The sequence below is a fragment of the Streptomyces sp. NPDC051243 genome, assembly GCF_044455405.1.
Lineage (GTDB): Bacteria > Actinomycetota > Actinomycetes > Streptomycetales > Streptomycetaceae > Streptomyces.
In genome coordinates this window covers 34,246-60,728 of the sequence record NZ_JBITES010000019.1, presented here as the reverse complement: position 1 = coordinate 60,728, position 26,483 = coordinate 34,246, and the positions used below count along the sequence as shown (strand labels likewise).

The window sequence follows — 26,483 nt, the reverse complement described above, 5'->3', positions numbered from 1 at the left end:
CGCCTGGGGCGGCCTCGGACCGCTTTTGAGATCTCTTTGACGTCGGCCGAGGTCGCCGCCACCCGTTGTCAGAGGCAGCGGCTACGGTTCGCCCATGAGCATTCCCGATGTCATACCGATCAGACACGAGCCTGACTACCACACAAGCACCATCGGGCGCTGGCAGGGCGGCCAGTTCTTCGCCTCGGTCACCGCGGCCTTTCCCGAGGGCTGGAGTGACTGGAGCAGCGACGACTGGCAGGCGAAAAAGCGCTGGTGCGCTGTGCTCCATCAGTTCGACGAGGCTGGTCGGCACCTGGACTCACGCATTCAGTTCACCGGCACCACGGCGGACGGTGAGCAGAAGGCGATCACTGCGGCCGAGCAGCTGCTCGGCGAGTGGCTGGATGCCTTGCCTGAGCGGCAGTACCAGGACATCGCGATCGCACCCTTCGCCGTTCGGTTCGAGGGGGCCCTGTTCGGTCTGGTCCTGGAGGAACAGGATGAAGCCGCCGACGGCGTGGGCGCGGAGCTCCATCCGGACGGCCTGGGCTTCTACCCTCCCTGGGACGGTTGTTACGACACCTGAGCCGACCTTACGGGCGGTCGCGGGCCTTGCCGGGTTGCCGCTCGACCCCGGGGTGGGCCGGCGAACCATCACGCCGATCATCGTCCAGCGGATCATCGTCTCCGAGGAGGCCAGGACGGTCTCGTACCTCTCGCGCCGGGCGCCGGTGGACAGCTGCCCGGCCGTCGTGGCCGCCCAGTAGTCACGTGTCACGGACTTCTGCCCTGCTAGGACTTGACCGTACGCACCGGAGGCAACCGCTCGAACCTCAACGTCCAGCATGCCGACAACGGTTCGCGACGGCGTACGCAGTCCTCACTGACGTACCCCACCTCGAACGCGGCCTGATCCAGTCTCCCGACATTCACCACCCAACCCCGGAGCGGGCCGGCGTAACCGACTACTGCCGTGGTGACTCTGCCGTTGCGGCGCCGGACGGCACCTGGATCGTCGAGCCGGTCGTGGACGAGGAGCGTCTGGTCATCGCCGATCTGGACTTCGCCCGAGTCCGGGAGGAGCGTCAGACCTTCGATCCGGCCGGCCACTACAGCCGACCGGACGTTTTCGCCGTCGAGGTGGACCGTCGGCGCAGGGACGCTGCCCACTTCCGCGACTGACCCGGACAGCGGCACCGGGCATGCGCGTCTCAGGACCTCGGACCCGCGCGTGAGCGCGCGTCAGCACTGTTCGCCTCAGCCCGGGGCCGGTACTGGGTCTCGATGTCCTGGCCCACGATGATCAGTGGCGCTCCCCCGCAGCTTCCGGCGAAGTACGAGCCGGACCAGAAATGGCCGCCCGACAGGTAGCGGCGCGCGTGAGCGTCGTACTCCTAGCGCAATAGCCGGGCGGGAACCGACGAGGACGCCCCCGACTTCGCGGCGTTGATCGCCGCACCTGGGATCGTAAATACGCATTTATGGACGATCGCCAGCTCGTGGCCGAGGATCTGAGTGGTTCATCGACAAGTCGATGGGCGAAGCCCTGGTCCGCCGCCCAGATCTTCTGAACACTCAGGTGGTCGAGCCGGGTCCACAGCAGCGGGCGCCGGACACCGTCACACTCCTCGCTGGCGCGCTGGGGATGCACCGGCGTGCCGGATGTCCGGCTGCGTACTCCGCGTGCGACGCCCGGTCGCAGGCCATAAGGACCGGAACGAGTTCGTCTCCGGAAAGACCTCGCAGAACGCTGTGAAGGCCATGGTCTGACTGTGTCGCTTTGCAGGGACGTCGCTTCAACGTGTGTTTGGGATTCAGCTGCGATGCATCTGCATGATCAATGTCTATGAGAATTGATGTCACTGGGTCCCTGAGACGGCCAACCCTTGACTTCGGCGCCGCTGTCATCGCTGTTTGTAATCGGCATCGGCGGGTGAGGAGGGGCAGGCGGAGTCGGAGGTGGGATGGGTCGGTGGAACTACGCACTTTGCTACTGAACTTCAGCCAGGGTTGCCTGTGTGGGCAGGTGGGTGCGAGTAGGCCTGTCTATGATCACTGGCATGCAGATGGATACTTGGTGGCGCCTTGTCGACACGGCTCGAGCCGCAGTCGGTGACCGTGCCGACGACCGCGACGGTCCAGATGATCCACTGCCGCAGGCCCTGGTCAACGTTCTTTCCACACTGGAGCCCGCCGAGATCGTTGACTTCTATGCCAAGCACGTCGAAGTGAGCGACTTGGCATACACGTATCCCTTGTGCATGGCCGCCTATCTGATCGAGGGCAGCTGGACGAACGATGGCTTCATGGACTTCCGCGGCGGACTGATTCTTCTCGGGCGTGACACGTTCAGCCGTGCCGTGACAAATCCCGACAGCCTTGCCGACGTGCCTACGGTTGCCCGTATGTGCCGCGAGGAAGGCGGCTGGATCGGCTACGAGAGTTTGAGTTATCTGATTCAGGACGCATACGAAAAGATCCAAGGAGAGACCGACTATTTCGATGCAGCAGTCGAGGCTGCGGTTAAGGACATGGCGCGTCCGGATAAACCGTTGGGGGAGGAATGGGATCCCGAGAATGCCGAGCAGATACGGCTCCGCCTCCCACGGCTTGCGGCGCTCTCCCCCCTTCCTCGACTGAGTTCAAGCATCGGGCTCGGCACAACGGCGCCAACCACTACCAGACGGAGAAGTTCGCTCCCGCCTGCTACGAGGACCGCCACGAGCAGCAACGCAAGGCACGCTCCTCACGCCCCATCCGCGTCGGGCACGGCATCGCGCACCTCAGGAACTGCCGGGCCCTCACCCGACACCTCAACCGACCGCACCTCGACATGCCACGGCCGACCGTGCACGAGGTCGCTGGAGCGGCTATGACGGGACGGTCGACAGCAGCGCTCCAGGAGGCGGTCTTCACAGCGGGCTGCACCATGTCGCCCGCACCAACGCCCGCTCGGCACCTGCGAGATGGATCGCCGCGCTGAGCCAGACCAGGGCGTAGCGGTCGGCGTCGGGGGCGCTCAGGCGGCCGAAGGTGTCGCGGGTGCGGCGGTCGGCCTCGGCTGTGAGGGCGGTGGCCAGGTCGGCCATGGTGGCCAGTCCGCCGCGGCGCAGTGCGGCCGCGCTGCCCTGCCGGTCGCCGTCCCGGGCCGGTTCGGCTACCGCGCGGCGGCCTCCGGCGACGGCGAGTTCGACCAGGCGGCGCATCCGCCACAGGGGGGAGTCGGCAAGTGGGTCCGCCTGGTCGTGAGCCGGCTCCGGTACGGGTGGGAGCGCGTCGGGTGGCGGGAAGTGCACGCCCCGGAGGCGGTCGTAGCCCAGGTCGGCGCGGTCCAGCCAGTCCGTGGGCAGGCGCAGTGTGGCCTCGGTGTCCGGTACCGGGCCGACGGCCAGGGGGCGGAGGGTGGCCGCGCGGTCGGGGTCCAGGCGGCCGATGACTCGGATGCGGATGCCCGGGCGGGCGGCGAGTTGGGCGAAGTTGGCGGTGTGGGCGAGGTCGGGGTGGCTGTTGGCAGGCAGGAGGCGGATCAGCGGGCCGTCTTCCGGTGCACCCGGCAGCAGTTCGCGGGCCAGCAGGCGGTCTCCCGCGGCGCCCACTATGACGAGGTCGCAACCGATCGGCGCCCGGGCCGCGTCGTCCATCGCCTCGGCAACCGTGGCTAGGCGGGCCGCCACCACCTCACGCAGTGGACGGCCGAAGAGGGCACCCAATGGACCGGACGTCCAGGGCAGTCCGGCGACGGGTGTGGCCCGGACGCCTTTGCCGGAGCCGAGACGGCCCTCCGGGGAGATCGTGGCGCCGGAGATCAGCAGGCCGCCGCGGGCGAGCCGGGCGTGGTCGAGGGCGCCGGAGCCGAGCGCGACCGGTGCCGTCGCGGCGGCCCTGGCCCGGGCCGGGCCGCCAGGCTTGACGTCGGCGACTGAGAACCAGCGGCCGTCCTCGGCTACCAGGTGGGTGACGACACCGCCGTAGCCGGTGGCGCTGATCACCGGCTCCCGGCAGACACCGAGGACCTTCAGCGCACCGCCGGGACGGTAGCTGCGGCGAGCCGTGCCGACGAGCGCCGGGTCGGGGCCGGCCGCGGTCAACCGGTGTGTGGTCAGAAGGAGTTCGCGCAGGGCCGTGACCAGGTCTGCGAGGCGGTGACCGTCCTCGCGGGCGCGGGCGGCGCGCAGGCCGCGTACGACACGCAGCGCCGCCGCCTCCGCGCGGTGCAGCCCGGCCAGCCGGGCGGCGTGCGCGGCCCGCAGCAGTTCCGCCTGTGACACGGCTCCGGCGGCGGGAACTCCCTCGGCGAGTACGGCGGCTGCGGCTGTCCTGAGCCCGGCTGCGGCCCTCACCTGGGCGGGAGTGACGGCCACAGCGGCCACCTTGCCGGGGGCGGCCTCCGCGTGGGGCGGCTCGTTCTCGTCCTCCGTGGTCTTCGGGGCCGTGACGGCGGTGGACGGCCCCGGAACCGGGCATGCGCTCAGGATCGCTGCGCGGTGCAGGCACCGAGGAGCCAACAGGCAGCTGCACACCGCCTGTTCGGCATCCATGAGCACACCGGACGGGCCCGGCGTGAGGCTGACCTCCGCGTCCTCCCCGCACCTGACGCGGAGGACGCCGTCGAAGTCGGCGACCGGAAGCGCGGCGTACGACTCGACCGCCGCGTCCAGCTTCTTGCGCAGCCGGGACGTCAGGCCCTCGACGGCGGCGGCGACCACGTCGGGTGCCGCCGGGGGCAGTTGGGGGGTCATCGGGATCATCGGGGTTCTCCGCGCAGGCGGTCGCCCACCCAGCGGGCGAGGGCGAGGGGGCTGAGGGCGGCGACGGGCATGCCGGCGGCGACGAGTTGCCGGGCGATCGGCACGGAGTAGCGCGGGGTGCCGGTGTCGTCCAGGGCAGCGCAGCCCATCAGGTGCACCCCCGAGGCGGCGAGGGCGCGTACCTCGCCGAGGAGCCCGGCCAGCGGGTAGCCCTCCTCGAAGTCGCTGACCACCGCCACGAGGGTCCGGCTGGGGACGGTCACCAGGGAGCGGGCGTGGGCGAGTCCGGCCGCGATGTGGGTGCCGCCGCCGACCTGGACCTCCAGGAGCAGCGACAGCGGGTCGTCGACCCGGTCCGTCAGGTCGATCACTTCGGTGGAGAAGGCGAGGAAGTGGGTGGAGAGGGTGGGGACTCCGCCGAGGACGGCCGCGGTGAGCGCGGACCAGACGACGGACGCCTCCATGGAGCCGGACACGTCGACCACGAGGATCAGCCGCCAGTCCGCCTCTCGGCGCGAGCGGGTGCTGAACACCGGCCGCTCGGGTACGACGACCGTCCTGCCGTCGGCCAAGCCGCGGGTGTGCGCGAGGTTGGCGCGCAGGGTGCGGGGCAGGTCGAGCCGTCCGCCGGGGCGGCGGGTGGGGCGCGGGGTGGCCAGGCCGGTCAGCGCGGGGCGCAGACGGGTGGCGAGCTCCCGGGCCAGCTCGTCCACGAGGCGGCGGACGAGCGGGCGCAGCCGGGCCAGTTGCTGTTCAGGCATGCCGCCAGCGAGAGAGAGCACGGAGGTGAGCAACTCGACCGACGGGCGTACGGCGGCGGGGTCCAGTTCGGCGAGGACGTCACTACGGCCGTGCTCGGCGGCCTGCGCCAGGACCTCCTCGCGGACCTCCTCGCCGAACAGGGCGGTGAGTTCCTCACCCCACTCCCGGGCCGAGGGGAAGGACGCCTCCTGACCGCCCCCTCCGCCTCTTCCTCCGCTCTGGCCGAGGTCGACGGATCCCTCGCCGCGGCCGGAGCCGTAGAGCTCGTCGAGGGCGTGCGCGTAGCGGCGGGCGGAGTCCGGGAGACGGTCGGTCTCCCGGCCGAGAAGCAGGCGCCAGCGGTCGGCGGGGGTGAGACGGGACGTGGGCGTGGGCCGCGCTACCGGTGCGGGGGCTTCCGGTGCCGCCCCGCCGGAGGCCGGCACGGGGAGTCCCAGTGCCGTCAGTTCGGCCAGTCCGGCCGCGTCCGCCGCCGTCCACATCGCCAGGAGTTCGGGCGGGGCGATCAGGGTCAGGTCGATCCGGTCGCCGAGGCGTTCGGTGACGGTGGCGAGGAGCCGGTCGCGTCCGGCCGGGGTGAGGGTGTCGAAGCCGCCGCGCAGGGCGGGGAGTCGGTCCAGGAAGTCCTGGTCGGCGAGGGCGTCGACGCGGTCGAGCAGCGGGTCCAGGGCGGCGGGGGACGATTCCAGGAGGGGCGCGGTGGCGCCGAGCAGGCCGGTCAGCAGCCGGGTCAGTCGGCGCCGCCCGTCCGGGTCGGTGGCGGTGTCGATCCAGCCGGCGACGCGGGTGCCCAGGGTGTCGGCGGCGTCGAGGTCGAGCAGGACCCGGGCGGCCAGGGCAGCGCCCTGGACGAGTGGCGAGCCGGTGCGTGCCAGGGAGTCGAGGGCGTCGTCCAGGCGCAGGCCGAGGCGCTGCTCGCCTGCGCGGGCCGACAGGGCGATCAGGGCGGCGGCGTCCTCGGGCCGGTCGCTGCCGGCCAGTCCGGGCAGGGCACGGACCGCTGCTTCCAGCAGGGTGTCGGCCAGTTCGGCCACTTCCTGGTCGCGGTCGGGCGTGCTGCCGGGCAGGTGCCCCCGACGCAGCGCCTCCAACAGGTCCAGCGCTTCGAGGAGTTCGGGGAGAGTGGCGGCCGAGGGCAGCATCTCGGCGGCGTCGGCCAGGCGGTCGGCGACCAGGCCGGGCAGGTCGCAGCGCGCGGCGGCCAAGAGCCCACCGATGACATGGGCACAGGTGGCGGCGGTCTCGTGCCTGTACGCATCGCGCAAGGTCCCCTCGGCGGCCTGGGCGGCGGTGACGCCGCGAATACCGGCCAGGTCCAGTCGTACGGGAACCGACGGGGTCCACGACACCCTCCACCGGGTGGTGAGCGCGGTGCCGTCGCCCGTGCCGGCCACCTCAACGGGTTCGCCGTAGAGCGCGTGGCACACCGCGAGTCGCTGCAACAGCACTTCGCGGCGGCGGTCGAGGTCGGAGCGGAGCGGGTCGAGCCGGATCTCACGCGGTCCGGGGTCGTCCGGGCCGGGCAGCCGCAGCGCGGCGAGTTCGGCCTCGACGGCCGGTCCGAGCCCGGAGCGCGGGGTGCCGGGGGCAACCCTGCCCCAGCCGCTGCCGACGAGGATCCCTTCCACGGCCCGGGCGAGGGCTCGGCCTCGGCCCAGTGGTTCGCCCTGGCCCAGTACGGTCGTCAGCGCCTCCAGCAACTCCCCGCGCCCGGGGGCGGGTAGGCCGCGCAGGCGGGCCAGGTCACACGCCAGCCGTAGCGTTTCGGTGGCCTCGCCCGTGCCCGCCGTGTGTCCGGCTGTCCGCAGCGCACGGCACACGTCGGTGATCGCGTAGGCGGCGGCGTCGCGCGCCCGGTCCGGATCCCCGGCGGCGGCGAACACCGCCTGCTGCCAGCGGGGATCGCGGATGCCCGCGGGGTAGCCGGAACGCGAGTCCAGCAGATCGAAGGCGTAGGGGACGAAGGAGGTGACGACGGGGGACGCGCTCTCGGTGCCGAGGCACGGAACGCCACCGGTGCCGACCGGCACCGTTCCCTCCCCGGCCATCATCACCGGGGCATGGAACGCCCCGACCACCGCCGCGACCCGTCGCCCGTCCGCGCCGGCCTCCGCCAGCACGGACCGCATGTACGCCTCCCGTGCCAGATCCACGGCCGCCACTCCCCCGGCGGCCTCCGCGTCCCGGCGCAACGCCCACCCGACGCCGAGGGCCGCACGGCGTACCGCCTCCGGGGTGCTTCCGGGGGCGAGTACCTCCACCGCGCGGTCCCACAGGTCGTCGCCGTCGCGTCCGGTGCCGGCGGCGGTGAGGGCGTCGGCGAAGACAGTCCGTGTGGCACCGGCCCCGGCGGGCCCGACAGCACCCCAGCCGGGGTCGGTCAACGGCAGGTCGCAGCAAAGGACTTCGGCGCCGCGCGCACGAGCCCAGCGGACGGCGGCCAGCTCCGGGGAGAAGTCCGCGAAGGGGTAGAAGCCGATGCGTCCGTCCTCCCGTGCTCCGGCGAGGGCGACGGGCGCGACCGTACCGGGGGCGGCGAGATGGACGAGCCAGGGCTGGAAGTCGGCCGGCAGTTCCACGCAGACGACCTCGGCGCCGGACGAGTCCAGCAGGGCGGGCACGACGGCGGCGAGTGCAGGGCTGTGATGGCGTACGCCGAGGAGGTACGGCCGTACGGAGTCCGCGAGGGCCTTGACGGCGGCCCGAGGTTCCCGCTGAGTGCCGCAGGAGACCGTCACCGGAGGGTCTCCCGCAGGTCCCACAGGCGGCGCCACAGGGCCGAGCCGTCCTCGGCGCGGCGGCGCACGGGTCCGTCCCAGTAGCCGAGGAGGCGGGCGTGGTCGGCGGGGTCGTCCTTGCGGACCACGCCGAGGAGGTGGCCGGGGACGAGGTCGAGGGTGTCCCCGGCCGGGAGGTAGGCCGTGGCGACCCCGAGTGAGGTGGCGACCTGCACGGCCTCGGCGGTGGACATCACCGTGCCGGGTCGCTCGACGTCCCAGCCCTCGGCGGAGCGGCCGGTGCGCAGGTCGCGGAAGACGGTGACGAGTACGTCGAGGACGGCGTCGTCCACCCCGAAGGCCGCGCCCGCCCGCTGCACGGCGGCGACCGCCTGGCCCCGGACGAGCGCGGCCTCGGCCTCGGCGTCGGCGATGGGCTGCACGGTCTCGAAGTTGAAGCGCCGCTTGAGGGCGGCGGACATCTCGGAGACGCCCCGGTCACGGAGGTTGGCGGTGGCGATGACCGTGAAGCCGGGTGCGGCCGCCACCTGGGCGTCGTCCGTGCCGGACAGTTCGGGGACGCTGACGCGCCGGTCGGACAGGATCGACACCAGGGCGTCCTGCACCTCGGGCAGACAGCGGGTGATCTCCTCGACGCGGGCGACCCTGCCGGTGCGCATGGCGCTGAGGACCGGGGAGTCGACGAGCGCCTGCCGGGTCGGGCCCTGGGCGAGCAGCAGGGCGTAGTTCCAGCCGTAGCGGAAGGCGTCCTCGGTGGTGCCGGCCGTGCCCTGCACGGTGAGCGCGCTCGTGCCGCACACGGCGGCGGACAGCAGCTCGGACAGCATGGACTTGGCGGTGCCGGGCTCGCCGACGAGCAGCAGGCCGCGTTCACCGGCGAGGGTGACCACGCAGCGCTCGACGAGGGCGCGTTCGCCGACGAACTTGGGGGCGATGACGAGCCGTTGTCCCGGCGTTTGCAGTGCCTTGCCGTCGCTGCCGCAGATGAAGGTGACGACGGCACGGGGGGTCAGCGCCCAGCCCGGTGGACGGGGGCCCTCGTCGTGGGCGGCGAGGAAGGCGAGTTCGGTGGCGTGGCGCTCCTCGGCGGGCAGAATCTGGCGGGCCGGAGGGGCCGACGCAGTCGTGGTGCTCATGAATGTCCTTGTTGGTCCGGTGCGAGCGGGAAGAGGCCGTCCTTGCTGTCGGTGCGGCGTCAGCGGCGGCGTCCGCTCTTGACCTTCAGTTCCTCGAAGCGCGGCACGTCGCCCTCCCGGATCCGCTGCCAGGCCCGGCGGTACAGATCGGGTGCCGGTTCGGTCGGCACGAGCAGGCCCACGCGGCCCTGGGCGAGTTCGCCGTACAGCGGTAGCTTCCACTGCTCCAGCGGGAGGCGTGGGGAAGGCAGGGCCTCCCAGCCGCCCGGCAGGAATAGTGAGCGTCCGGCGCGGGAGCGGCTGCCGCCGACGACCAGGTCGGTGGCGGCCAGTTCGGCGCGGGCAGCCTTGAGGCGGGCGGGCTTCCAGCCGGTCCAGCGGGACGTGTTGCGGTCGGTGGGGTCGGGCATCGCGAGCAGCATCAGGTAGAGGGCGGCGGCGTCCTCGCCGATGCCGTACTCCTTCGCCGCTTCGGTCACCAGTTCCGGCACGGAGCGGGCGGGGTCCTGCGGGTACCAGGTGCCGTCCTTGCCGCGCTCGCCCGCGACCGGGTCGCCCGGGTCGGCGACGAGTGCCGCGAAGTGCGGGGCGCGGGCCAGACGCAGCGACACCTCCGCCGGGAACGGAGCACCGTCCTGTGCGAGGCGCAGCGCGGGCAGATACGGGTCCTGGCCGTCCGCGTCGAGGAGCGCGACGCGCAGGGCGGGGGCGGGCCGGTAGTCCTGAGTGGCCATGACGATCGCGCCGTATCGCTCGAATCCCTCCCCGGTTTCGGTGGGTTGGCCGGCCGCCTTGCGGAAGTCGGACAGGTCGACGTACGTGACGAGGTCGAGCATCAGCCCGGGGTGGGCCAGCCGGTCACGTATCGCGTCCAGGGCGGCGGGCAGCGCGGCGCGGACCGGGTCGCCGACGGGCAGCCGGTGTGCCAGCCAGGCGGCCACGACGACCGAGTCGATCAGCGTGGCCGCGGTGAACCCGACGGTGTCCTCGCCGACCGGACCGACCCGGTCCCCCGTCACCGCCCACTCCAGGTCTCGGCTCAGGCGGGACTCGGAGGCGGGGTCGAGCAGGGCGGCCAGCGTCCAGGGCTCGGCCTTCAGCGTGCGCTGCATCTCGCCGAGGAGCGCCTCGGGCAGGACCATGCGCTTGCCGACCTTGCTGTTCCAAACCTCCGCGGCGGCCGCCACGTCGGGGCCGTCCGTCCACAGCCGGGCCGGGTCCCGGGGCAGCAGCGCGGCGACGACAGCCCTGAGGACCGCGGGGGTGGTCTTGCGCAGTTCGTCCTTGGCCAGGGCGGCGTCCGTGACCTTCACGCCGAGCACGGCCCGCACCTCGGCGCTCAGGAACGACCGGTCGTTGCTGTCGACTTGCGGCAGTCCCGCCACCAGCAGTCGGGCCATGGTCAGGGTGACCCCGGTCAGCCGGGCGAACTCCTCGGCCGCGGCCGGGATCCACGGGGCCGGTCCCCGCTCGTCGAGCTCGGCGAGGAACGCCGCGAGCCAGTCAGCCGCGCGGTCCTCGCCGACGACGTGAACGGATTCGACCTTGTAGGGGGCGGGAACCTCGAAGCGGCCGGACGGGTCGTGGAAGAGCGCTTCGAAGTCGCAGCCGCCGCTTTCACTGCGCGAGGTGCACGCGGTGACCGCGAGGAAGGCACCGCCGTCCAGCGGCAGCACTCCCCGCCAGCTTCCCTCGCGCCACTCGCCGCTCGGGGTACGCAGCTGACGGGCGTCGATGTGGAGGGAGACCCGACGCCAGCGCGCGGGCTCTGCGGTCGAGGCCAGCCCGAGCGCCTCGAACTCCCGCAACAGCGCCACCAGGGCCTCCCGGTGCTCCGGCGGTGTGGTCGGCGACGCGACCCGGAACGCCGCCGCCGTGAAGAAGTCGGCAGTGGGCTCCATGTACAGGTAGCCGTCGGGTAGTTCGGGGCCGTCGAGGTGCAGGCGCGGGGTCGGTGCGGGGCCGTGAGCGGCGCGCGAGGGTGCTGCGGGGGTGGCGGTCGCGTGCGGGGCCGCCGCGGAGGTGTCGGTCGCGTGCGGGGACGCCGCGGAGTCGTGGGACCCGCGCGCGTCGTCACCCGCGCGCACCGCCCGCTTCAGGACCCGTAGCCTCCGGAACACGTTGTCCCGGTCGGCCGTGTAGTGGTACCAGTTGCCGCGGGAGCCGTCGAGGCCGCTGAGTGCGGCGCGCAGCAGCTGGTCGGACGGCCCGGCGGGGCCCTCGTCCTCGTGGCTGCCGGCGAGTTCCGCGGTCAGGCGGGTCGCCGCCGCGTCGAGGACCTTCTGCTGCTCGACGGCGTACCGCAGCACTCCGATGACGCCCGCCCGCAGCGCCTTGTCGGTGACCTCAGGCAACAACTCCCCTACGGCTTCCCCGAGTTCGGGTGCCCTGAGCAGCGCACGCGCCGTCTCGTCGTCGATCCGGCGCAGTGCGGCGGAGCCCTGTGGGTCGCGGGGTCGCAGGCAGTGCCAGTACCGCAGCGGTGGAAGGAGGGGGGTGCCTGCAGCGAAGTCGCCCGGAGCGCCGTCCACCGTCGCGGAGGCCGTGACGACTCCGTCCGCGTCGACGAGTTCGATGCGCCAACCGTCGCGGACGACGGCCAAGACTCGGTCGGCGCCGGGGAAGAGCACCGCGGCGTACGGCATCCCCCGCTCCTCCGGCACGGAGACCTGGCGTCCGGCCAGATCCTCGCCGTGCCAGGAGCGGTCGGGCCGGCGCACCGCGCGCCAGCCCAGCAGCCCGTTCACCGGCACCCCGGCGGGAGTGACCTCGTCGAAGGGGTAGGGCGCCAGCGAGCCCGGCGCCCAGGTGCCCTCGCCGTAGGCGTCGGCGAGGAAAGCCGGCGCGCTCTTGCGGCCGAGCTGCCCGCTGGGAGGGTCGTACTCGAACCAGCCGTCCCCGTCCCAGGTCCAGTACGAGGTGCCGTCACCAAGCAGTTGCCCCTCCGCGGGCACGGTGGTGTCACCACGGTGCAGGACACCGGCGCCGGTTGTCCGTCCGCCGCCGGGCAGGGGCAGGGTCGGGACACCGATGTCCTCCCGGTACCAGTTCATCTGAACACCCCGGGGGGCGAAGGCGCCCGCCAGGGACAGGACCCGGTCGGGGCTGTGGTGCCAGTACCCGCGCATTCCGTGGTCGTGGGTCAGCCAGTGGACGAGGAGTTCACCGTCCACGAAGTGGAACCCGGGGTAGCCGACAGTGCCCTGATCCGGAAGTCGCAGATCATGGGTGAGCACGGTGCCCTCGACGCCGATCACCCGGACCTGCGCGGAACCTGCGGTGATCAGATACGGCCACGCGTCGGCGACGTACAGGTCCTCGACGTTCTCCTTGCGGACGAGGTCCCTGGCCGCCTCTTCCCAGGCGGGCCAGCCGAGTTCGTCGATGAGCCCGGCCCTCAGCGTGCGGGCGAGCAGCGGGGCGAGGTCGGTGGCGGCCACCTTCCGCATCTCGTCCTCGGCGAGCATGAGCGCCTCCGCGGGCAGCCACTTCAGCCGCTTCAACGCGTCGGGGAGACCGGGCAGTCCGGCGGCGCTGGAACGCCGCGCGACCTCGCGCACCCAGTCGGCCAGCATCAGCCGGCCGCCGGGCGACTGGGCGAGGACCCGGATCGTGTCCAGGTCGTCCTCGTCACCGCTGAAGGAGGAGTCGGCGCCTTCGCGGAAGGCGTCCCGGAACCGTCCGTCGGCGGCGAGGGCAAGCAGGTCACGGCGGTCCTCGCCCTTCGCCCACCCGTGCGGGAACAGTCGGTCGCATGCGGCGACGGGCACGCCCAAGGTGAGCAGCAGATCCAGCAGGTCCAGATCATGTTCCGCCCGCAACTGCCACCCCGACTCGGTGAGTTCGGTGCGCAGCACGTCGGCGGCGCGCTCCACGATCCGGTACAGGGCGGGCAGCTGCGAGGGCTCGTGCCAGGGCTGGGCCCGCTCCTGGAACGCCAGGAATCGGATGAACCAGCCCGCGGTACCGTCCTGCGGCCGCTCCTGGTCGGGCAGCGTGTCGTCCCAGAGCCCCACGAGGGCCCCGGACTCCTCCAGGATGTCCAGCCACATCTGCAGTACGGCACGGTCGCCGGAGTCGGGCATGAGGCTCAGCAGCGCGCCACGCACCGCGGACTCACGCCGGGCGAGCGCGACGACGGCCGTCCGGTGGGACTTCCACCAGCCGGGCGCCGCCTTCGCCGTGGCGGACAGTGCGAGCAGGTCGGCCAGGTAGGCCTGCTCGACCTCGCCCCCGTCCCGCCCCGCGGCACGGGCCAGTCTGCGCACCTCGGTCGCCAGCTGGGCGGACGGCACGAGCCCGCCCATGGTGCGCCGTACGCACAACCGGGTGAAGCGCTCCAGGGCCTCGGCCGCGGGAACCCGGACCGCCAGCTCCTTCGCGTACCCGGACAGCGCTGCCGCCGTGAGCGCCCCGGCGAGGGCGAACTCCAGGAACACGGCGTCCAGCCGCTCCTCGTCCACCGCGAGCCCGTACTCGGCCTCGGCCTCGCGGGCCCGGCCGAACATCTGCGCCGCATAGGTCGGGTTCTCCACGGACAGAAAGACCCGCGCGGCCTGCTCGTAGAACGTCGGCAGGAAGTGCGGTACGGCGACGGCCAGTTGCCGGGCCAGCTCCCGGTAGTCGTCCAAAGCGGCCTTCGGCCGGGACTTCGCCCGGCGGGCGATCCGCTCCAGGTCCTGGACGACCGCCAGCGCGTGATGACCGTCCTCCGGGTGGTGCGCCAGCACCCACTCCGGAAAGCCCAGCGCCTGGCGCGCCCCCAGCCCGACCTCGGCCGGCTCCGCGTCCGGTTCCAGACCCAGGAAACCGGCGGCCAGGTCCTCCGCCGCGCCCAACTCCGCGGCGACCAGCCGCACGACCACCCGATCGTCAAGACCCGGGTGTGTGTACGACCGTGCCGTCAGCGGCACCGCCCGCTCCCCGGCGCCTTCCGTACCGCGCGGCAGCACCGCACCGGCCGCCAGCAGTTCCTCGTACGACACCTGCGCTCCCCCGCTCACGCGCCCGTCTCCTCTTCGATCTCGCGCCCGGCGTACAGCGCCGCCGCCATCCGCATTCCCTCCGACCAGGCCACCGGGCCGACGTCCGCGAGCCGCAGTGCCCGGCCGTCCGAGCCGTGCCAGGACAGCGGGCCGGTCGACGCCTGGTAGTCCCAGGGCTCGCCGATCCACATCGCTGCCTCGACGGTGTGCACCCCGTCGCGCACCCGGCAGGTGGCCCGGGCGCCCGACACCCGGTAGCCGAGGGAGGTGGCTCGCGCGGCGAGCGCGGAGCGCGTGGGGAACCAGCCTCCGGCGAACTCCGAGACCTGCGTCGCCTTGGCGTCCAGGTCGGCCGGTCTGCGCCAGGTCGCCCGGTGGATCTGCTCGACGCGCTGCACGATCCCCAGCTCCGCCGCGAACTCCCGCAGGTCGTCCAGGTCCGCCAGCAGCACCGGGTGCGGCAGCGTCACCGTGCGGGGGGACAGCCGTACGGTCTCGCCGTCGAGGTCGACCACGCGCAGCTCGCCCGACTCGGTGACGCCGCGCAGGAAGCCGACCTCGTCCGGGTCGTCGCCCACCACCGCGAGGTCACGCAGCGCCGACTGCCAGGCCTCGTCCGGCCAGACGCGGACCACCAGTTCCGTGGGCACCGGCAGCGCCGACACCATCCAGGTGTCCACCTGCGCCACACAGGCCGCCGCGTGCCGGTCCAGCCACTCGGCGAACCGGCGCAGCCGCTCGACCTCCGGATGGTCCTTGAGCGCCTTCGGCAGCGACTTCAACTGCCGCCCCGCCGCCCGGCCGGAGGTGGCCTTGGCCGCCACCCGGCCCTCCACCAGGGCGACTTCATATCCGTCGCCCGCCGCAAGCCAGCCCACCGGCCCCCGCCTTCCGCTTCAAGGAAACTCGAGATCGACACAGCTCGGCCGGGATCCGGCACTCAGCGTGACGATGAGCGGAACGTTACGAGCAGCCACTGACAATCGTCCGGGCGAATCTCTCCGGCGCACCTTGAGTCAACCCCTCTGACCTGGGACGACACATCCGGAGAACCACGTAATCACCGTACGTACTACCGACCGGTCACCACCGTCCGCAACCTCAGGCGACGTGTTCCGGACCGGCGTGGGACAGCGCGGCGACCAGTGCGACCCGGGAGCGCACACCGGCCTTTCGGAAGATGCGGGTGAGGTGGGCTTCGACGGTCTTCGGCGAGACGACGAGGGCGCGGGCTATGTCGTTGTTGGACATGCCGAGGGACACCATGCGGGCGATCTCCCGCTCTCGCGCCGACATGTCCGGCAGCGGTTTTGCCGCTTCCCGGGCCGGCCGGGACCGGCGAGCTCCCAGGCGGCGCTGCAGGTCAACCGCCTGCCGATAGAGATGGCGCGCACCCGAGGCCTCCGCGAGCGACTTCGCGCGATTGGCGTGCTCCCCCGCCTGCTCCAGCACATGCGGCTGCGGCTCGTCGCGCGGACCGTGTGACGTGAGCTCCCGGGCGAGCAGCAGCCTTGCCTGACACTCCATCAGAACCAGTCCCCCGGTCCGGAAACCGGACACCGCCTCCTCCAGGGTGCCGACAGGGTCCGGGGCACTGTGGACCCGCGCGAGGGCGGCGTGTCCACGCTGGCCCGGCAGGCCCAGCAGTTCCGCGTCGAGCGATGCCCGCCGTGCCCACTCGGCGGCCTCCTCTCGGTCACCCAGCGCTGCCGCGGCCCGGGCTCCCAGGGCGTACCAGATCGGCGTGATGGACTGGGCGGTGCCCGGGTGCCGGTCATGCTCCATCGCCGATCGCACCAGCTCCAGGCATTCGGCGGGCCGTTCCTGCTCGAGCCGGACACCGGCCAGCACCCCGGCCGTGACCGCCCAGAGCCTGCCGCCCGCGCCGACCTCCTGCACCGCTCGTTCCGCGGTCGGCGCGGCGACATCGGGGCCGTCCCGCAGCGAGGTCGCCCAGGCGCGCAGGGCCAGGGCGAATCCGTGCAGCGCCGGCCGCTTCATCCGGTGGGCGTCCTCCTCGGCGCCCGCGGCCGAGCGCAGGGCGTCCGTGAGCCGGCCGACGCTGACGCTTGCGTAGGCATGGGCCAGGCGCAGGTACGGCAGGACGAACAGCTGTCCCGAGTCCTGGGCGAGCCTGATGCCGCGGGCCGTGTGGCGCAGCGCGTCGTGATGCCGCTCGGCGAGGGCCTCGGCCCAGCCGAGTTGGGAGACGGTGTCCAGGTGCGCGGTGAGTTCGGCGTCCGACGTCGAGTCCACCAGCGCACTGGCTTCGCGGGCCCGGTGCAGCAGAGCGGGGACGTCTCCCGCGAACGCGCTGCTGTGCGCGAGACGGACGGTGGCGGCCATGCGGAGGTGCCTGCTCTCGCCGGCCGTCGCATGGCGCAGCACCTCCGCCGCCAGTTCCTGTGAGCGGGGGAACGTCCGGCGCAGAAGGCTGACCGTGGCGAGCTCCAGCCGCAGCGGGGCGCTCAGTTCGTCGGCGTCGGCGGAGTCGACGGAGTCCTCCGACAGCAGGGCGAGTTCGGCCGTCAGCATGGATTCGGCCTGGCCGTAGTTGCCGAGATGACGTTCGACCATGGCATGGAACGCCACGAGTTCGGTGTCCGACCTGGTGGGGGGCGCGCCGGCCGGTCTGGGGATCCGTCTGAGCAGTTCCCTGGATTCACGAAGGTGCCCGATGGCCCCGAGCGAGCGCGCCAAGGGTGTCATCAGCCTTGCCCGCAGCCCGTCCCCGTCCTCGCGGATCAGGCTCAGTGCCGTGCTCAGCCAGGACGCGGCAGCCGCCGGGTTCGCCTCCCGCATCTCTTCGGCGGCCTCCGTCAGCAGGCGGACCGCGTCCCGGTCGCCCGCCTCCGCGCTTCGGGCCACATGCGGTGCCCGTTGCGCGGGACCGGCGCCCGACTCCCGCAGGACGCGGTCGGCGCGCGCGTGGGCGGCCCGGCGCCAGCCGTGCGGGGCGGCCTGGTAGACGACCGCGCGCAGCACCGGATGGCGCAGGCTGCAGTTGCGCCCCTGGGTGAGATCTGTCCGGATCAGGTCCGCGGCGATCAGTCGGTCGAGAGCCCGCGTGATACTCGGCGCGTCCCTGCCGGTGAGTTCGGCGAGGTGTGTGGGGTCGAACTCCTCGCCCAGTACGGCGGCCGCCCTCAGGACGTCGAGTTCCACGGCGTCCAGCGGATCCAACTCACGGGCCAACGCCGAGCCCGCCGTCATGACCGCCTCGTCCGACAGCCCCCATGGGCTGGTCCCGTCGGGGGGCGTGAACGCCCCCGGTGACTGTGTCAGCGCCCTCAGGTAGAAGGGGTTGCCGCCACCGGCTTCATAGAGGAACCGCTGCCGTTCGACCGTCGGTTCGCGGGCGAGGAGCTCGGCTGCCGCGCCGCGCGGCAGTGGTCCGAGGCGGAACCGCTCCACCCGGTAGGCGTCGTCCGGGTCGGCCAGGCTCGCCATCAGTGCCGTAGACCGCTGTCCGGGGCGTACGGAACACACGAGGATCAGCGAAGTCCGGGGACGGGGACGGCACAGGAGGTGGCCCAGCAGTTCGACGGACGCGTCGTCGGCCCACTGAAGGTCGTCGAGACAGAGGGTCAGGCGTCGGCGGTTGTCGGCCGCCGTCCACAGCAGACCCGCGATGCATCGGAGCAGTCGCGCCCTTTCCCCGTCCGTGGGCCGGGCTCCCACCGCCGTTCCGTCACGGTCGGCTTCCGGCCCGGCGTCCGCTTGTTCCGCGAAGTGCCGGAGCAGAAGGGCCCGGTCCTCCGGCGCGAGTGATGCCGCCGCACCGGGCAGTTCGAGGGCCCGCACGACCGGCCTTCTGAAGAGCGCGAAGGGACGCCGCCGATCCGCACCGGGCACTCTGCCCGACAGCACGGTCAGCCCCGCCCGCTCGGCCAGCCCGCTCCATTCCGTCAGCAGACGTGTCTTGCCGATGCCCGGTTCCCCGGTGATCTCCAGCAACCATGGCTCCGCGTGCGTTCGTGCGGTGATGACCCTCTGCAGCCGCCCGATCTCCTGCTCGCGGCCGATCAGGGGCTCTCCGGAGCCGGACGACCGCGCCTGGCCCAAGGGCGTGTCCAACGATGTCTCCCCTCACAACAGTGGTCAGCTGCGAGACCAAGCCTTATCGAACTCAGATGCGATTACGTCGGGGGAAACACGTAAGCACCGTACGTAACCGCCGTCCGGGGCACTTCCCCCGGGCCGCGACGGACGCCTGCCAAGTTGCTACGGTCGCGTCCGGACGACCGGGGGAAGAAAGAGGACCACGTGACGGCTCGCATCGAACTGGACGCAGTCGACAAGATCCTGATCCGCCGACTCCAGCAGGACGGCCGCGCGTCGTACACCGACCTCGGCAAAGAGGTGGGACTGTCCGCGCCGGCCGTGCGGGCCCGGGTGCAACGGCTGACGGACCGCGGGGTGCTGGAGTTCGCCGCGGTCACGGACCCGTTGAAGCTGGGACTGCCCGTCATGGCCATGCTCGGCATCAAGGTCGACGGCAAACTGCAGGAGATCATCGAGGCTCTGGAGAGCATCGACGGCGTGATCTACCTCGTATCCACGGCCGGTGCCTATGACCTGTTCGCGGAGGTCGTCTGCCGGACCATGGACGAGCTGTCCACGATCATCAACGACCGGATCCGCACCGTCCCAGGCGTGCGCACCGTGGAGTCCTTCCCCTACTTCGGCATCCACGTACATCGGTTCAGCTGGGACATCCCCTGACCGAAACGACCGTCGAGCTCGGCATCGACATTGGATAAGACACTCAGGAGTAGATCTCACTTCAAAAAACAAAGTCGAGCAAAGTCGTTTGCTTCTGTATGGTTGCTGCGACGGCGCCCCGCGGCCAGGCCGCCCCTGATGCGCGCCCGACCGCACCTGCGAGGGAGAACGGCGCTCATGAGCGCAGTGGACGTACCGGCTGCCGGAGAACGCCCTGTAGGGCGGGAGACCGAACTCGCCCTCCTCACACGGTCCCTGAACGCGCTGGGCAACGGTCGGGGCTCCGTCGTGGAGATCATCGGAGAGCCGGGCATCGGGAAGACCCGCCTGGCCACGGCACTCATGGAACTGGCCACGCGGCGGGGGGTGCCGGTCGTCCGTGCCCGCGCCGTACGCGGAAACGCCACCTCGTTGCAGGTGTTGCGGGACGCCTGGGAGGCGCGGCAGACCGACCCACGGGCGACCTCGGGCGCGAAGCACTTCGACGAGTTCGGCGACCGGCCCAGAGAATGGGCGGCGGGCTGTGTCCTGGTACTGGACGACGTCCACTGGTGCGACCCGGACTCGACGGCGGCCATCGTACGGCTGGTCCGTTCGCAGGCACCCGGCCCCTTCCTGCTCGCCCTGGCCCACCGCCCCAGGCAAACAGCCCCCGACCTGCTGGAAGCCCTGGAGGACGGAGTGCAGGCCGGCACGGTGACGCGTATCGAACCGGGCCCGCTCGACCCGGCAGCAGTGGCCGCGATGCTCGCCGGCCGACATCCTTCGGGAGAACCCGAGTCCCGCGCTGCCGCCACATCCGAACAGCGGGCACGCCTGATCTGCGCCGCGGCTGAGGGCAATCCCCGATACGTGCGCCTTCTCGTCGCGGCGGACTGGCGCCCAGAGCACTGGCCCGACCGCCCGGGCACCGACACCGCCGGATTGCTCCGCGAAGCGAAGCCGCTGATCGCCGAGTTCGACGCGCTGACGCCGCAGGCGGCGATCACGGCTTCGGCGGCGGCCGTGGCCGGCAGCCCGTTCCGACCGGAGGATCTCGCGCGGGTCTCCGGGCTGGGGCTGGACCGCACCCTCGACGCACTCGCCGAACTGGAGCGGGCCGATCTGGTGCGCCCGGTCGACTGGAAAGGCAACCTGACCTTCCGTCATCCCGTCGTCGGCCATGTCGTGCACGAGAGGGCCGGCGTGTCCTTCCGGCTGCGCGCCCACCGCCGCGCCCTGGACCTCATCACCGCCCGTGGCGGCCGGGCCCGCGAACGGGCCCGCCACGCCGAGCACCTGCTGGGCACGGACGCCGCTCTCGCCGCGCGCACCCTGACCGAGGGCGCCACGGAGATCGCCGCACAAGACCCGGCCACCGCGGCGCGCTGGCTCCGGCTGGCACTGGAATCCCTGCCCGACGGGGGAACGGACTCGACCGCCCGCACCGAGATGGAACTCGCCTACTGCCGCGCGCTGATCGCCTCAGACCACTTGGCCGAGGCCCGCACGCGCGCACACGAACTGCTGGGGCACCGACACGCGGCTCTCGACGAGAAGCAGCTGCTTCAGGCCCACGCCGTCTGCGCCGCCGTCGAGCGGCAGCTCGGCCGGTACGCGGAGGCCGCGGCCCTCACGGGCACCGCACTCCGGCTGCTGCCCAGGCCCCTGCCCGATCCGTTGCCGGCCGAGGCCGCCGAACTGATCATCGAGTACGGGCTGGTCCGTGTCCTGGGCGGCATGCACGACCAGGCACGCGCCTTGCTGCGGGAAGCCGTGCGGACGCCGGACGAAGCGGGTCGCACGAAAGCAGCGGACCGCACCGTACTGCAGGTCCTGAACGCCCTGTGCGCCACCCACGCGGGTGACCTCGACGAGGCCACGCGCGAGGTCACCCGCTGCGCCCGGCTCGTCGACGCCCTGCCGGACCCCCTCGCCGGCCGTACGCCGGAAACCCTCGCCCTGCTCGGCAGCGCGGAGCTGTACCTGGAGCGCTTCCCGGACGCGGCCCGGCACCTGGGCCGGGGGCTGGCGGCCGACGGCACGGGCTCCCGACAACCCATCCTTCTGCACCGGCTGCTGGGACTCGCCATGGCCGAGCAGTGGACCGGCCGCCTCGAAGCCTCCCAGCGGCATGCCCAGGAGGTCGAAAACCTGGCCCGCTCCCTCGGCGTTCAACCCGCGGTCAACCTGGCACAGGCGATACGCGCGACGGCGCTCGTCTGGTCCGGCGGCCGGGAGTACGCCGACGAGGCCGTCGCACTCGTCGAGGAGGCGACGCGCGCCACCCCGAACGGCCACAGCTGGTGGACCGCCTCGGCGACGGGCCTGCTCGCACACGCCCGCCTGCTCTCCGGTGACGCCGCCGGCTGTCGGCGGACCCTGCTGGACAGCGAGGGCGGCAATCGACTGCCGCCGGTCCGGCCCTTCTCCCGACCCTTCCTGCTCGCTCTGCTCGCCACGGCCACACTCGAGTGCGGGGACCACGAGGAAGCACACCGCCTTGCCCGGGCCTCCGAGGCGGAAGCCGAACGGCTCGGACTGCCGGTCCAGGAGGCGTACGCGCGCCGCGCCCGCGCCCAGCTCCACCTGGCCGACGGTGAACACGACGCGGCCGCCAAGCTCTTCGACCTCGCGGCGGATGCCTTCCGGCTTGCCGACATGCCCGTCGAACACGCGTGGACCCTGGCGACCGGCACCCGCTCCTTCGACGAGGCCCAGGGCCGGGAAGCAGCCCTTGGTCATCTCGACGCGGCCGAGGCGATCGCCCGCACCTACAGTGCGGCGCTCGTACAGGAGCGGGTGACCCGGGTACGCGCCGAACTCTCCGGGGACAACCGCACCGCCCACCCACTCGGCCGACTCAGCGACCGTGAACGGGAGATAGCCGAACTCGCGACGACTGGTCTGCGCACCCGAGAGATCGCCGAACGGCTCTTCCTCAGCCCCCGCACGGTGGAGACACACCTGTCCCGCGTCTACCGCAAGCTCGGGGTCTCGTCCCGGATCGCGCTCTCCGATCTCCTGCGGCGGAACGGGTAAGCACGACATGCGGTCCGGTCCTCGACGCGACCGCCAGGAAGAGGAGACGAGATGTCAGAACAGCACCTGTCGGCGTACGCGATCGACGCGGATGCCTTCCTGGCGATTGCCGGCTCGGACGACGACACGCTCGTCCGGACCGCCCTTGGCAGGATCGGGGAACTCACGAAAGCCCAGGAGCTGCTGCGGGCAACCAAGACGATTGAAGTGGAGCCCGCGCTACGGGAGATCGTCACCGGCCGGCTCGATCCGTCCCGTCCCGGCGGGTACACATGGCTGCTGGAGCTCCTCGGCCCCACTCTCGGCACACCGCTCGGCGCGCTTACCCTGCCGGGACGCGGCTGGCACCAGCTCGACGACGCGTTTCGCGCTTGGGGCCTGACGACACTCGCCGACCTGTGGGGGCGGTGCTGGGCATTTCCGTGGCGTGAGCGGAGCCCGACGCGGACCCTTGGCCCTTTCCCATGCTCGCGTCGAAGGCCGACCTCGACCGCATCCGCGCAGAACTCGCCGCTTTCGACACCGATCGGATCCACGACGACTACGAGCTGCTCCCGAGCGGTGACGACGATGACGCCGAGGAGGTCGAGTGGCTTCTCGGCGACCAGTTGCCGGCCTTTGTCGACGGTGCCCTGGATGCGGGCGGCGAGATGCTTCTCGTGCGTGACGGGGGCAGGTGATCCCTCCGGCCCGGCCAGGAAGTCCGCCGAGGGCCGCGGCGCCTCGTGGCAGCGGTACGGAATGCAGGCCGGGAGGCGCTATGTCTGCTGCGCGGGCCCGGATGCGACAAGGCTGATGTGAAAACGATGTGGTGGCCGCCGTTTGCCCGGCGGCGCGGACGTCAGCATCACCCGGTGGCCACCCAGGGGCTCCAGTGTCCGGTGAGCGCCGCATAGCCGGCGGATTCGGCGAGCAGCTCCTCGTGGGTACCTGAGCAGGCCCGCTCGCCATCCAGAAGAAGGACGCGTCGGGCGCGTCGGGCTGAGGCTATGCGGTGGGCGATGACGATCAGAGTGCCCGGCCTGGCGGCGAAGGCTCTCTCGGCGCGGGCCTCGGCCGCCGGGTCCAGGTGGCAGGTGGCCTCGTCGAGGATGACCACCCGAGCCGGTGACACGAAGGCCCGTGCCAGAACCAGCAGCTGTCGCTCTCCGGCGGACAACTGGGTGGCAGGGTCGGCGAGTTCGGCGTCCAAGCCCCCGAGTCGTTCGATCACGGCATCTGCTCCCACCTTCTTGGCCGCACCGGTGAGTTCGGCGTCGGTCGCGGCAGGTGCCAGATAGCGGAGGTTGTCGCGGACGTTGCCGTGGAAGACGTAGGCCTCCTGAGGGACCAGGGCGACGCTGCGGGCCCTGAGCCCCGGTTCGAGCCGGGTGAGGTCGCTCGCCCCGAGCCGGACCGTGCCCGAGCTGGGTGTTTCCAGGCCTGCCAGCAGGCCCGCGAGGGTGGACTTGCCGATGCCGCTGGCGCCGACGATCGCCAGATGCCCGCCCTCCGGAACGTCCAGGGAGAGGTCGCGCAGGACGGGCTCGGCATGAGGACCGTAGCCGAAGGTGAGGTGTTCGACGGTCAGCCGGAAGCCGTCGGGCGCGGAGGCGGAGGAGGAGGCCGTGCCGGTGGGCGCCTCCGGCGCGATGCCCGCGGTCTCCGCCAGTCGGGTCAGGGTGCTGCCCAGCTGGGTCCAGTAGCCGCCGACGGATCCGGTGACGGACGCGAGCGCGCCGATCAGGGAACCCGTCACATAGGTGATCGCGCCGACCAGTTCACCGGGGCTGATCCGGCCCGTCGTCAGCAGCCACGGCCCGGCGAGCAGCAGCGCCAGCAGCGGCAGATGGCCGCCGAGGAAGACAAGGAGCACGCGTACCGCCCCGAACCGGGCTGCGGACACGCCCGCCCGGACATACGCGTCCGTCGCCGCCTCGACCTGGCTGACGGCGTGCTCCCGCGCACCGAGGGCGAAGATGTCGCGGGCGGCGCCCAGGGCCTCCCCGGTCCGTACGGCCACCTGTTCCTCGGCGAGGACCACCGCGCGGCGCCGGCGCATCATGGCGCGCAGCGTCAGCGGGAACACCAGCAGGACGCAGAGCAGCGGAGGCAGCACGACGGCCGCCGCGACAGGGTCGAGCAGCAACAACCCGGTCACCGCTGCGACCAGGGTGACCGCGAGCGGGCGGGCCGTGCGCAGCAAAGTGGCGACCAGGTTGCGGACCAGCTCCACCTGACGGGTCAGCCGGGCCACCGACGCGGAGTCGGCTCGGCCCCGCCGGGCGGCCTGTTCGACCGTGGCGCCGACGAGGGCACGTACCAGATGGTCCCGCAGCGGTTCGACGACGGAGGCGAAGTGCGGGAACATCGCCCGCTCGGCGCCGGCCCGCACCCCGTAGAGGACGCCCAGCAGCACTAGCCAGGCGAGGCCCGTGAACGGACGGTCCGCCAGGAAACCCCGGTCGATCGCGGCGGCCGTCAGCCAGCCGGAGGCAAGGGCGGGGGACGCCTCGAGAAGCGACCAGGCCGCCAGCCGGGTCAGCGGGCGACGGCTGCCGCGCAGTCCCGAGCGAAGGAGACGCAGCCCGTCTTTGCTCACGACGCTAGACATCGGCGGTCTCCTGTCCGTCGTGTGCCGGGGTGCCGGCCTCGGCTCCGGCCTCCGCGAAGACCGCGCGGTATCGGTCGTCGTGCCACAGTTCCGTGTGCGGGGCGAGTGCCACGACGCGTCCGCCGTCCAGCCACGCCACCAGGTCGCAGCGGGCCGCGGTCGCCGCGCGGTGGGCGACGATCAGCCGGGTGCGGCCGTGGAGCCGGGTCGTGATCGCTTCGGTCACCTCGGCTTCGGTGACGGTGTCCAGCCCGGAGGTCGCGTCGTCGAGGACGTACACGCGCGCGGGGCGGACCAGGGCGCGTGCCAGACCGATCCTCTGGCGTTCGCCGCCGGACATGGGGGCGTCCTCCAGCGGGGTGTCATATCCCTGCGGCAGTCGGCGTATGAAGGCGTCGGCGTGTGTCGCTCGGGCGGCCTCGACGACATCGGCCTGGTCCAGGTCGGGCCTGCCATATGCGATGGCTTCGTGGACGGTGGCGCCAGTGAGTGCCGGCCGGTCGAAGGCGTAGGTGACCTGGCGGCCCAGTTCCACCAGGGGCAGTTCGTCGACCGCCACGCCGTCCAGCAGGACATGTCCGCCGTCGGGATCGGAAAGCCGTCCGATCAGTCCGGCGACCAGGCTTTTGCCCGTGCCGGAGCGGCCCACCAGCGCGACCGAGCGCCCGGCCGGCAGGCGCAGGTCCAGCCGGTCCAGTACGGGTTTGCCGTCCTGGGTGACCGTCACCTCGCGCAGCACCACCTCTCCCGGTCCGGCCGGACGGCCATGCCGGGTGCCGTCCGCGGGGCCGGGGCGGGCGAGGATCTCGGCGAGGCGGGCGGTTCCGGCGCGGACCTGAGCGATCTCCAGCAGGACGTCTACCTGGGAGAGCGCACCGGAGGCGAGGGCCAGGTACCCGGTCACCGCGAGCAGGTCCGCCGGACCGGTTCGGCCCGACGCCACGCCGAAGCCCGCCACCGCCAGGACGAGAACCTGCGTCAGCGGAATCAGCAGCTTCAACTGCCATACGGTGCCGCGCTGCAGGTTCCACAGTGCCTGTCCGGCCGCGGAGAGTCCGGGCAGCGGTGCGAGCACCCTGTCGGTCTCGGCTTCCACGGTGCCCGCGGCCTTGATGGTGCGGGCGCCCGCGAGCGCCGAGAGCAGGCGGGCGGCGATGGCGGACTGGGCCTCCAGATATCCGGCCTGTGCTGCGGTCGCGCCGCCGATGAACCGCCGGGACACGAACACGACCGCGGGTACTGCGAGGGTGAAGACCAGTCCCGCCCAGACGTCGATCCACCACAGCACACCGAGCGCGACCACGGAACTGGCCAGGGAGATCACCGAACTCGCGACCGTCACCGTGAGCCCCGCCGTGCCCGGCGCGGCCTGCACCACCCGGGCCGTGGCATCGCCGGGCGGCAGCGACGAGCGGTGGCCGAACGTCAGCAGATGTCCCACGGCACGCGACTGGAGCCAGGCGCCCGCGCGTCCGACGGCCGATGAACTCAGCGGGGCCGTCGTGGCGTCCACGAGACCGGACATCACGACCGCGGCGCCGAGCAGGGCCACCGGGCGTACGGCGTCACCGCCGTCCAGCGCGGCCTTCACCGCCGCCGCGAGCAGCGTGGGCGTGGCCAGGCCCAGCAGTGCCCTGGTGACCATGAGGGTCACCAGGGCAGCCAGCGGGCCTCGGACGCGGGCCGCCGTGCTCAGCATCAGTGCACGGCTTCCGTCCGGGGCCATGTCGGTATCTCCTTCGGTCGTGGTGTCCCGCTCGTTACCAGGTGGTGCCGCAGGTGCGAGTCATCTC

15 protein-coding genes and 1 pseudogene are annotated in these 26,483 nt (G+C 72.3%); 7 read left to right on the top strand and 9 right to left on the bottom strand.

Annotated elements, in window-relative coordinates:
- Window positions 1–94: 94 nt before the first annotated feature.
- The 3 genes from ACIBAG_RS37875 (at window position 95) to ACIBAG_RS37865 (ending at window position 1,164) form a co-directional block, all read left to right on the top strand.
- A complete protein-coding gene (locus tag ACIBAG_RS37875; protein ID WP_399111708.1) occupies window positions 95–568 on the top strand; it encodes a hypothetical protein in 474 nt (157 codons plus the stop codon).
- A 52-nt stretch (window positions 569–620) separates the two neighbouring features.
- A complete protein-coding gene (locus ACIBAG_RS37870) occupies window positions 621–749 on the top strand; it encodes a hypothetical protein (protein ID WP_399111706.1) in 129 nt (42 codons plus the stop codon).
- Between the two features lie 259 nt (window positions 750–1,008).
- Window positions 1,009–1,164 carry a hypothetical protein gene (locus ACIBAG_RS37865; protein WP_399111705.1) on the top strand — a complete coding sequence of 52 codons (156 nt, stop codon included), beginning with the start codon at window positions 1,009–1,011 and terminating at the stop codon, window positions 1,162–1,164.
- Between the two features lie 29 nt (window positions 1,165–1,193).
- On the opposite strand, the pseudogene ACIBAG_RS37860 reads toward ACIBAG_RS37865, so the two are convergent.
- Window positions 1,194–1,376 (bottom strand): annotated as a pseudogene (locus tag ACIBAG_RS37860) (transposase); the annotation flags it as partial.
- A 666-nt stretch (window positions 1,377–2,042) separates the two neighbouring features.
- Here ACIBAG_RS37860 and ACIBAG_RS37855 point away from each other — a divergent pair.
- Complete coding sequence (locus ACIBAG_RS37855) at window positions 2,043–2,858, top strand: DUF4240 domain-containing protein (RefSeq protein ID WP_399111703.1); 816 nt, start codon at window positions 2,043–2,045, stop codon at window positions 2,856–2,858.
- Between the two features lie 36 nt (window positions 2,859–2,894).
- On the opposite strand, the gene ACIBAG_RS37850 is transcribed toward ACIBAG_RS37855, so the two are convergent.
- From ACIBAG_RS37850 to ACIBAG_RS37825, 6 genes are all read right to left on the bottom strand, one after another.
- Window positions 2,895–4,721 (bottom strand): hypothetical protein, encoded by a 1,827-nt coding sequence (locus tag ACIBAG_RS37850; RefSeq protein ID WP_399111919.1) that lies wholly within the window; start codon window positions 4,719–4,721, stop codon window positions 2,895–2,897.
- A 5-nt stretch (window positions 4,722–4,726) separates the two neighbouring features.
- On the bottom strand, window positions 4,727–8,230 hold the full coding sequence (locus tag ACIBAG_RS37845; RefSeq protein WP_399111701.1) for a DUF5682 family protein: 3,504 nt from the start codon (window positions 8,228–8,230) through the stop codon (window positions 4,727–4,729).
- On the bottom strand, window positions 8,227–9,366 hold the full coding sequence (locus tag ACIBAG_RS37840) for an AAA family ATPase (RefSeq protein ID WP_399111699.1): 1,140 nt from the start codon (window positions 9,364–9,366) through the stop codon (window positions 8,227–8,229). The genes ACIBAG_RS37845 and ACIBAG_RS37840 overlap by 4 nt, the downstream gene beginning before the upstream one ends.
- A gap of 59 nt (window positions 9,367–9,425) precedes the next feature.
- The gene (locus tag ACIBAG_RS37835; protein WP_399111697.1) at window positions 9,426–14,369 is read right to left on the bottom strand and encodes a DNA-binding protein; all 4,944 of its coding nucleotides are present in this window, start codon (window positions 14,367–14,369) and stop codon (window positions 9,426–9,428) included.
- The gene (locus ACIBAG_RS37830; RefSeq protein ID WP_399111696.1) at window positions 14,366–15,229 is read right to left on the bottom strand and encodes a DUF4132 domain-containing protein; all 864 of its coding nucleotides are present in this window, start codon (window positions 15,227–15,229) and stop codon (window positions 14,366–14,368) included. Before ACIBAG_RS37830 ends, ACIBAG_RS37835 begins: the two co-directional genes overlap by 4 nt.
- A gap of 223 nt (window positions 15,230–15,452) precedes the next feature.
- The gene (locus ACIBAG_RS37825; RefSeq protein ID WP_399111694.1) at window positions 15,453–18,428 is read right to left on the bottom strand and encodes an ATP-binding protein; all 2,976 of its coding nucleotides are present in this window, start codon (window positions 18,426–18,428) and stop codon (window positions 15,453–15,455) included.
- Between the two features lie 189 nt (window positions 18,429–18,617).
- Between ACIBAG_RS37825 and ACIBAG_RS37820 the strand changes: the two genes are divergently transcribed.
- From ACIBAG_RS37820 to ACIBAG_RS37810, 3 genes are all read left to right on the top strand, one after another.
- Complete coding sequence (locus ACIBAG_RS37820) at window positions 18,618–19,076, top strand: Lrp/AsnC family transcriptional regulator (RefSeq protein WP_399111692.1); 459 nt, start codon at window positions 18,618–18,620, stop codon at window positions 19,074–19,076.
- Window positions 19,077–19,253: 177 nt separating this feature from the next.
- On the top strand, window positions 19,254–22,097 hold the full coding sequence (locus ACIBAG_RS37815) for a LuxR C-terminal-related transcriptional regulator (protein WP_399111690.1): 2,844 nt from the start codon (window positions 19,254–19,256) through the stop codon (window positions 22,095–22,097).
- A gap of 464 nt (window positions 22,098–22,561) precedes the next feature.
- Window positions 22,562–22,777: a hypothetical protein gene (locus tag ACIBAG_RS37810; RefSeq protein WP_399111688.1), complete on the top strand. Its 216-nt coding sequence runs from the start codon at window positions 22,562–22,564 to the stop codon at window positions 22,775–22,777.
- A gap of 167 nt (window positions 22,778–22,944) precedes the next feature.
- Here ACIBAG_RS37810 and ACIBAG_RS37805 read toward each other — a convergent pair whose 3' ends face one another.
- Both ACIBAG_RS37805 and ACIBAG_RS37800 read right to left on the bottom strand, forming a co-directional pair.
- A complete protein-coding gene (locus ACIBAG_RS37805; protein ID WP_399111686.1) occupies window positions 22,945–24,690 on the bottom strand; it encodes an ATP-binding cassette domain-containing protein in 1,746 nt (581 codons plus the stop codon).
- Entirely contained in the window at window positions 24,683–26,416 is a 1,734-nt protein-coding gene (locus ACIBAG_RS37800; RefSeq protein WP_399111684.1) for an ABC transporter ATP-binding protein, read from the bottom strand. The genes ACIBAG_RS37805 and ACIBAG_RS37800 overlap by 8 nt, the downstream gene beginning before the upstream one ends.
- Window positions 26,417–26,483: the final 67 nt, after the last annotated feature.

Excerpts from the sequence above, each read along its gene's own strand:
- ACIBAG_RS37815 (WP_399111690.1), top strand. The coding sequence starts at position 19,254 with ATGAGCGCAGTGGACGTACCGGCTGCCGGAGAACGCCCTGTAGGGCGG.
- ACIBAG_RS37840 (WP_399111699.1), bottom strand. The coding sequence starts at position 9,366 with ATGAGCACCACGACTGCGTCGGCCCCTCCGGCCCGCCAGATTCTGCCC.
- ACIBAG_RS37850 (WP_399111919.1), bottom strand. The coding sequence starts at position 4,721 with ATGACCCCCCAACTGCCCCCGGCGGCACCCGACGTGGTCGCCGCCGCC.
- ACIBAG_RS37805 (WP_399111686.1), bottom strand. The coding sequence starts at position 24,690 with ATGTCTAGCGTCGTGAGCAAAGACGGGCTGCGTCTCCTTCGCTCGGGA.
- ACIBAG_RS37855 (WP_399111703.1), top strand. The coding sequence starts at position 2,043 with ATGCAGATGGATACTTGGTGGCGCCTTGTCGACACGGCTCGAGCCGCA.
- ACIBAG_RS37810 (WP_399111688.1), top strand. The coding sequence starts at position 22,562 with ATGCTCGCGTCGAAGGCCGACCTCGACCGCATCCGCGCAGAACTCGCC.
- ACIBAG_RS37800 (WP_399111684.1), bottom strand. The coding sequence starts at position 26,416 with ATGGCCCCGGACGGAAGCCGTGCACTGATGCTGAGCACGGCGGCCCGC.
- ACIBAG_RS37875 (WP_399111708.1), top strand. The coding sequence starts at position 95 with ATGAGCATTCCCGATGTCATACCGATCAGACACGAGCCTGACTACCAC.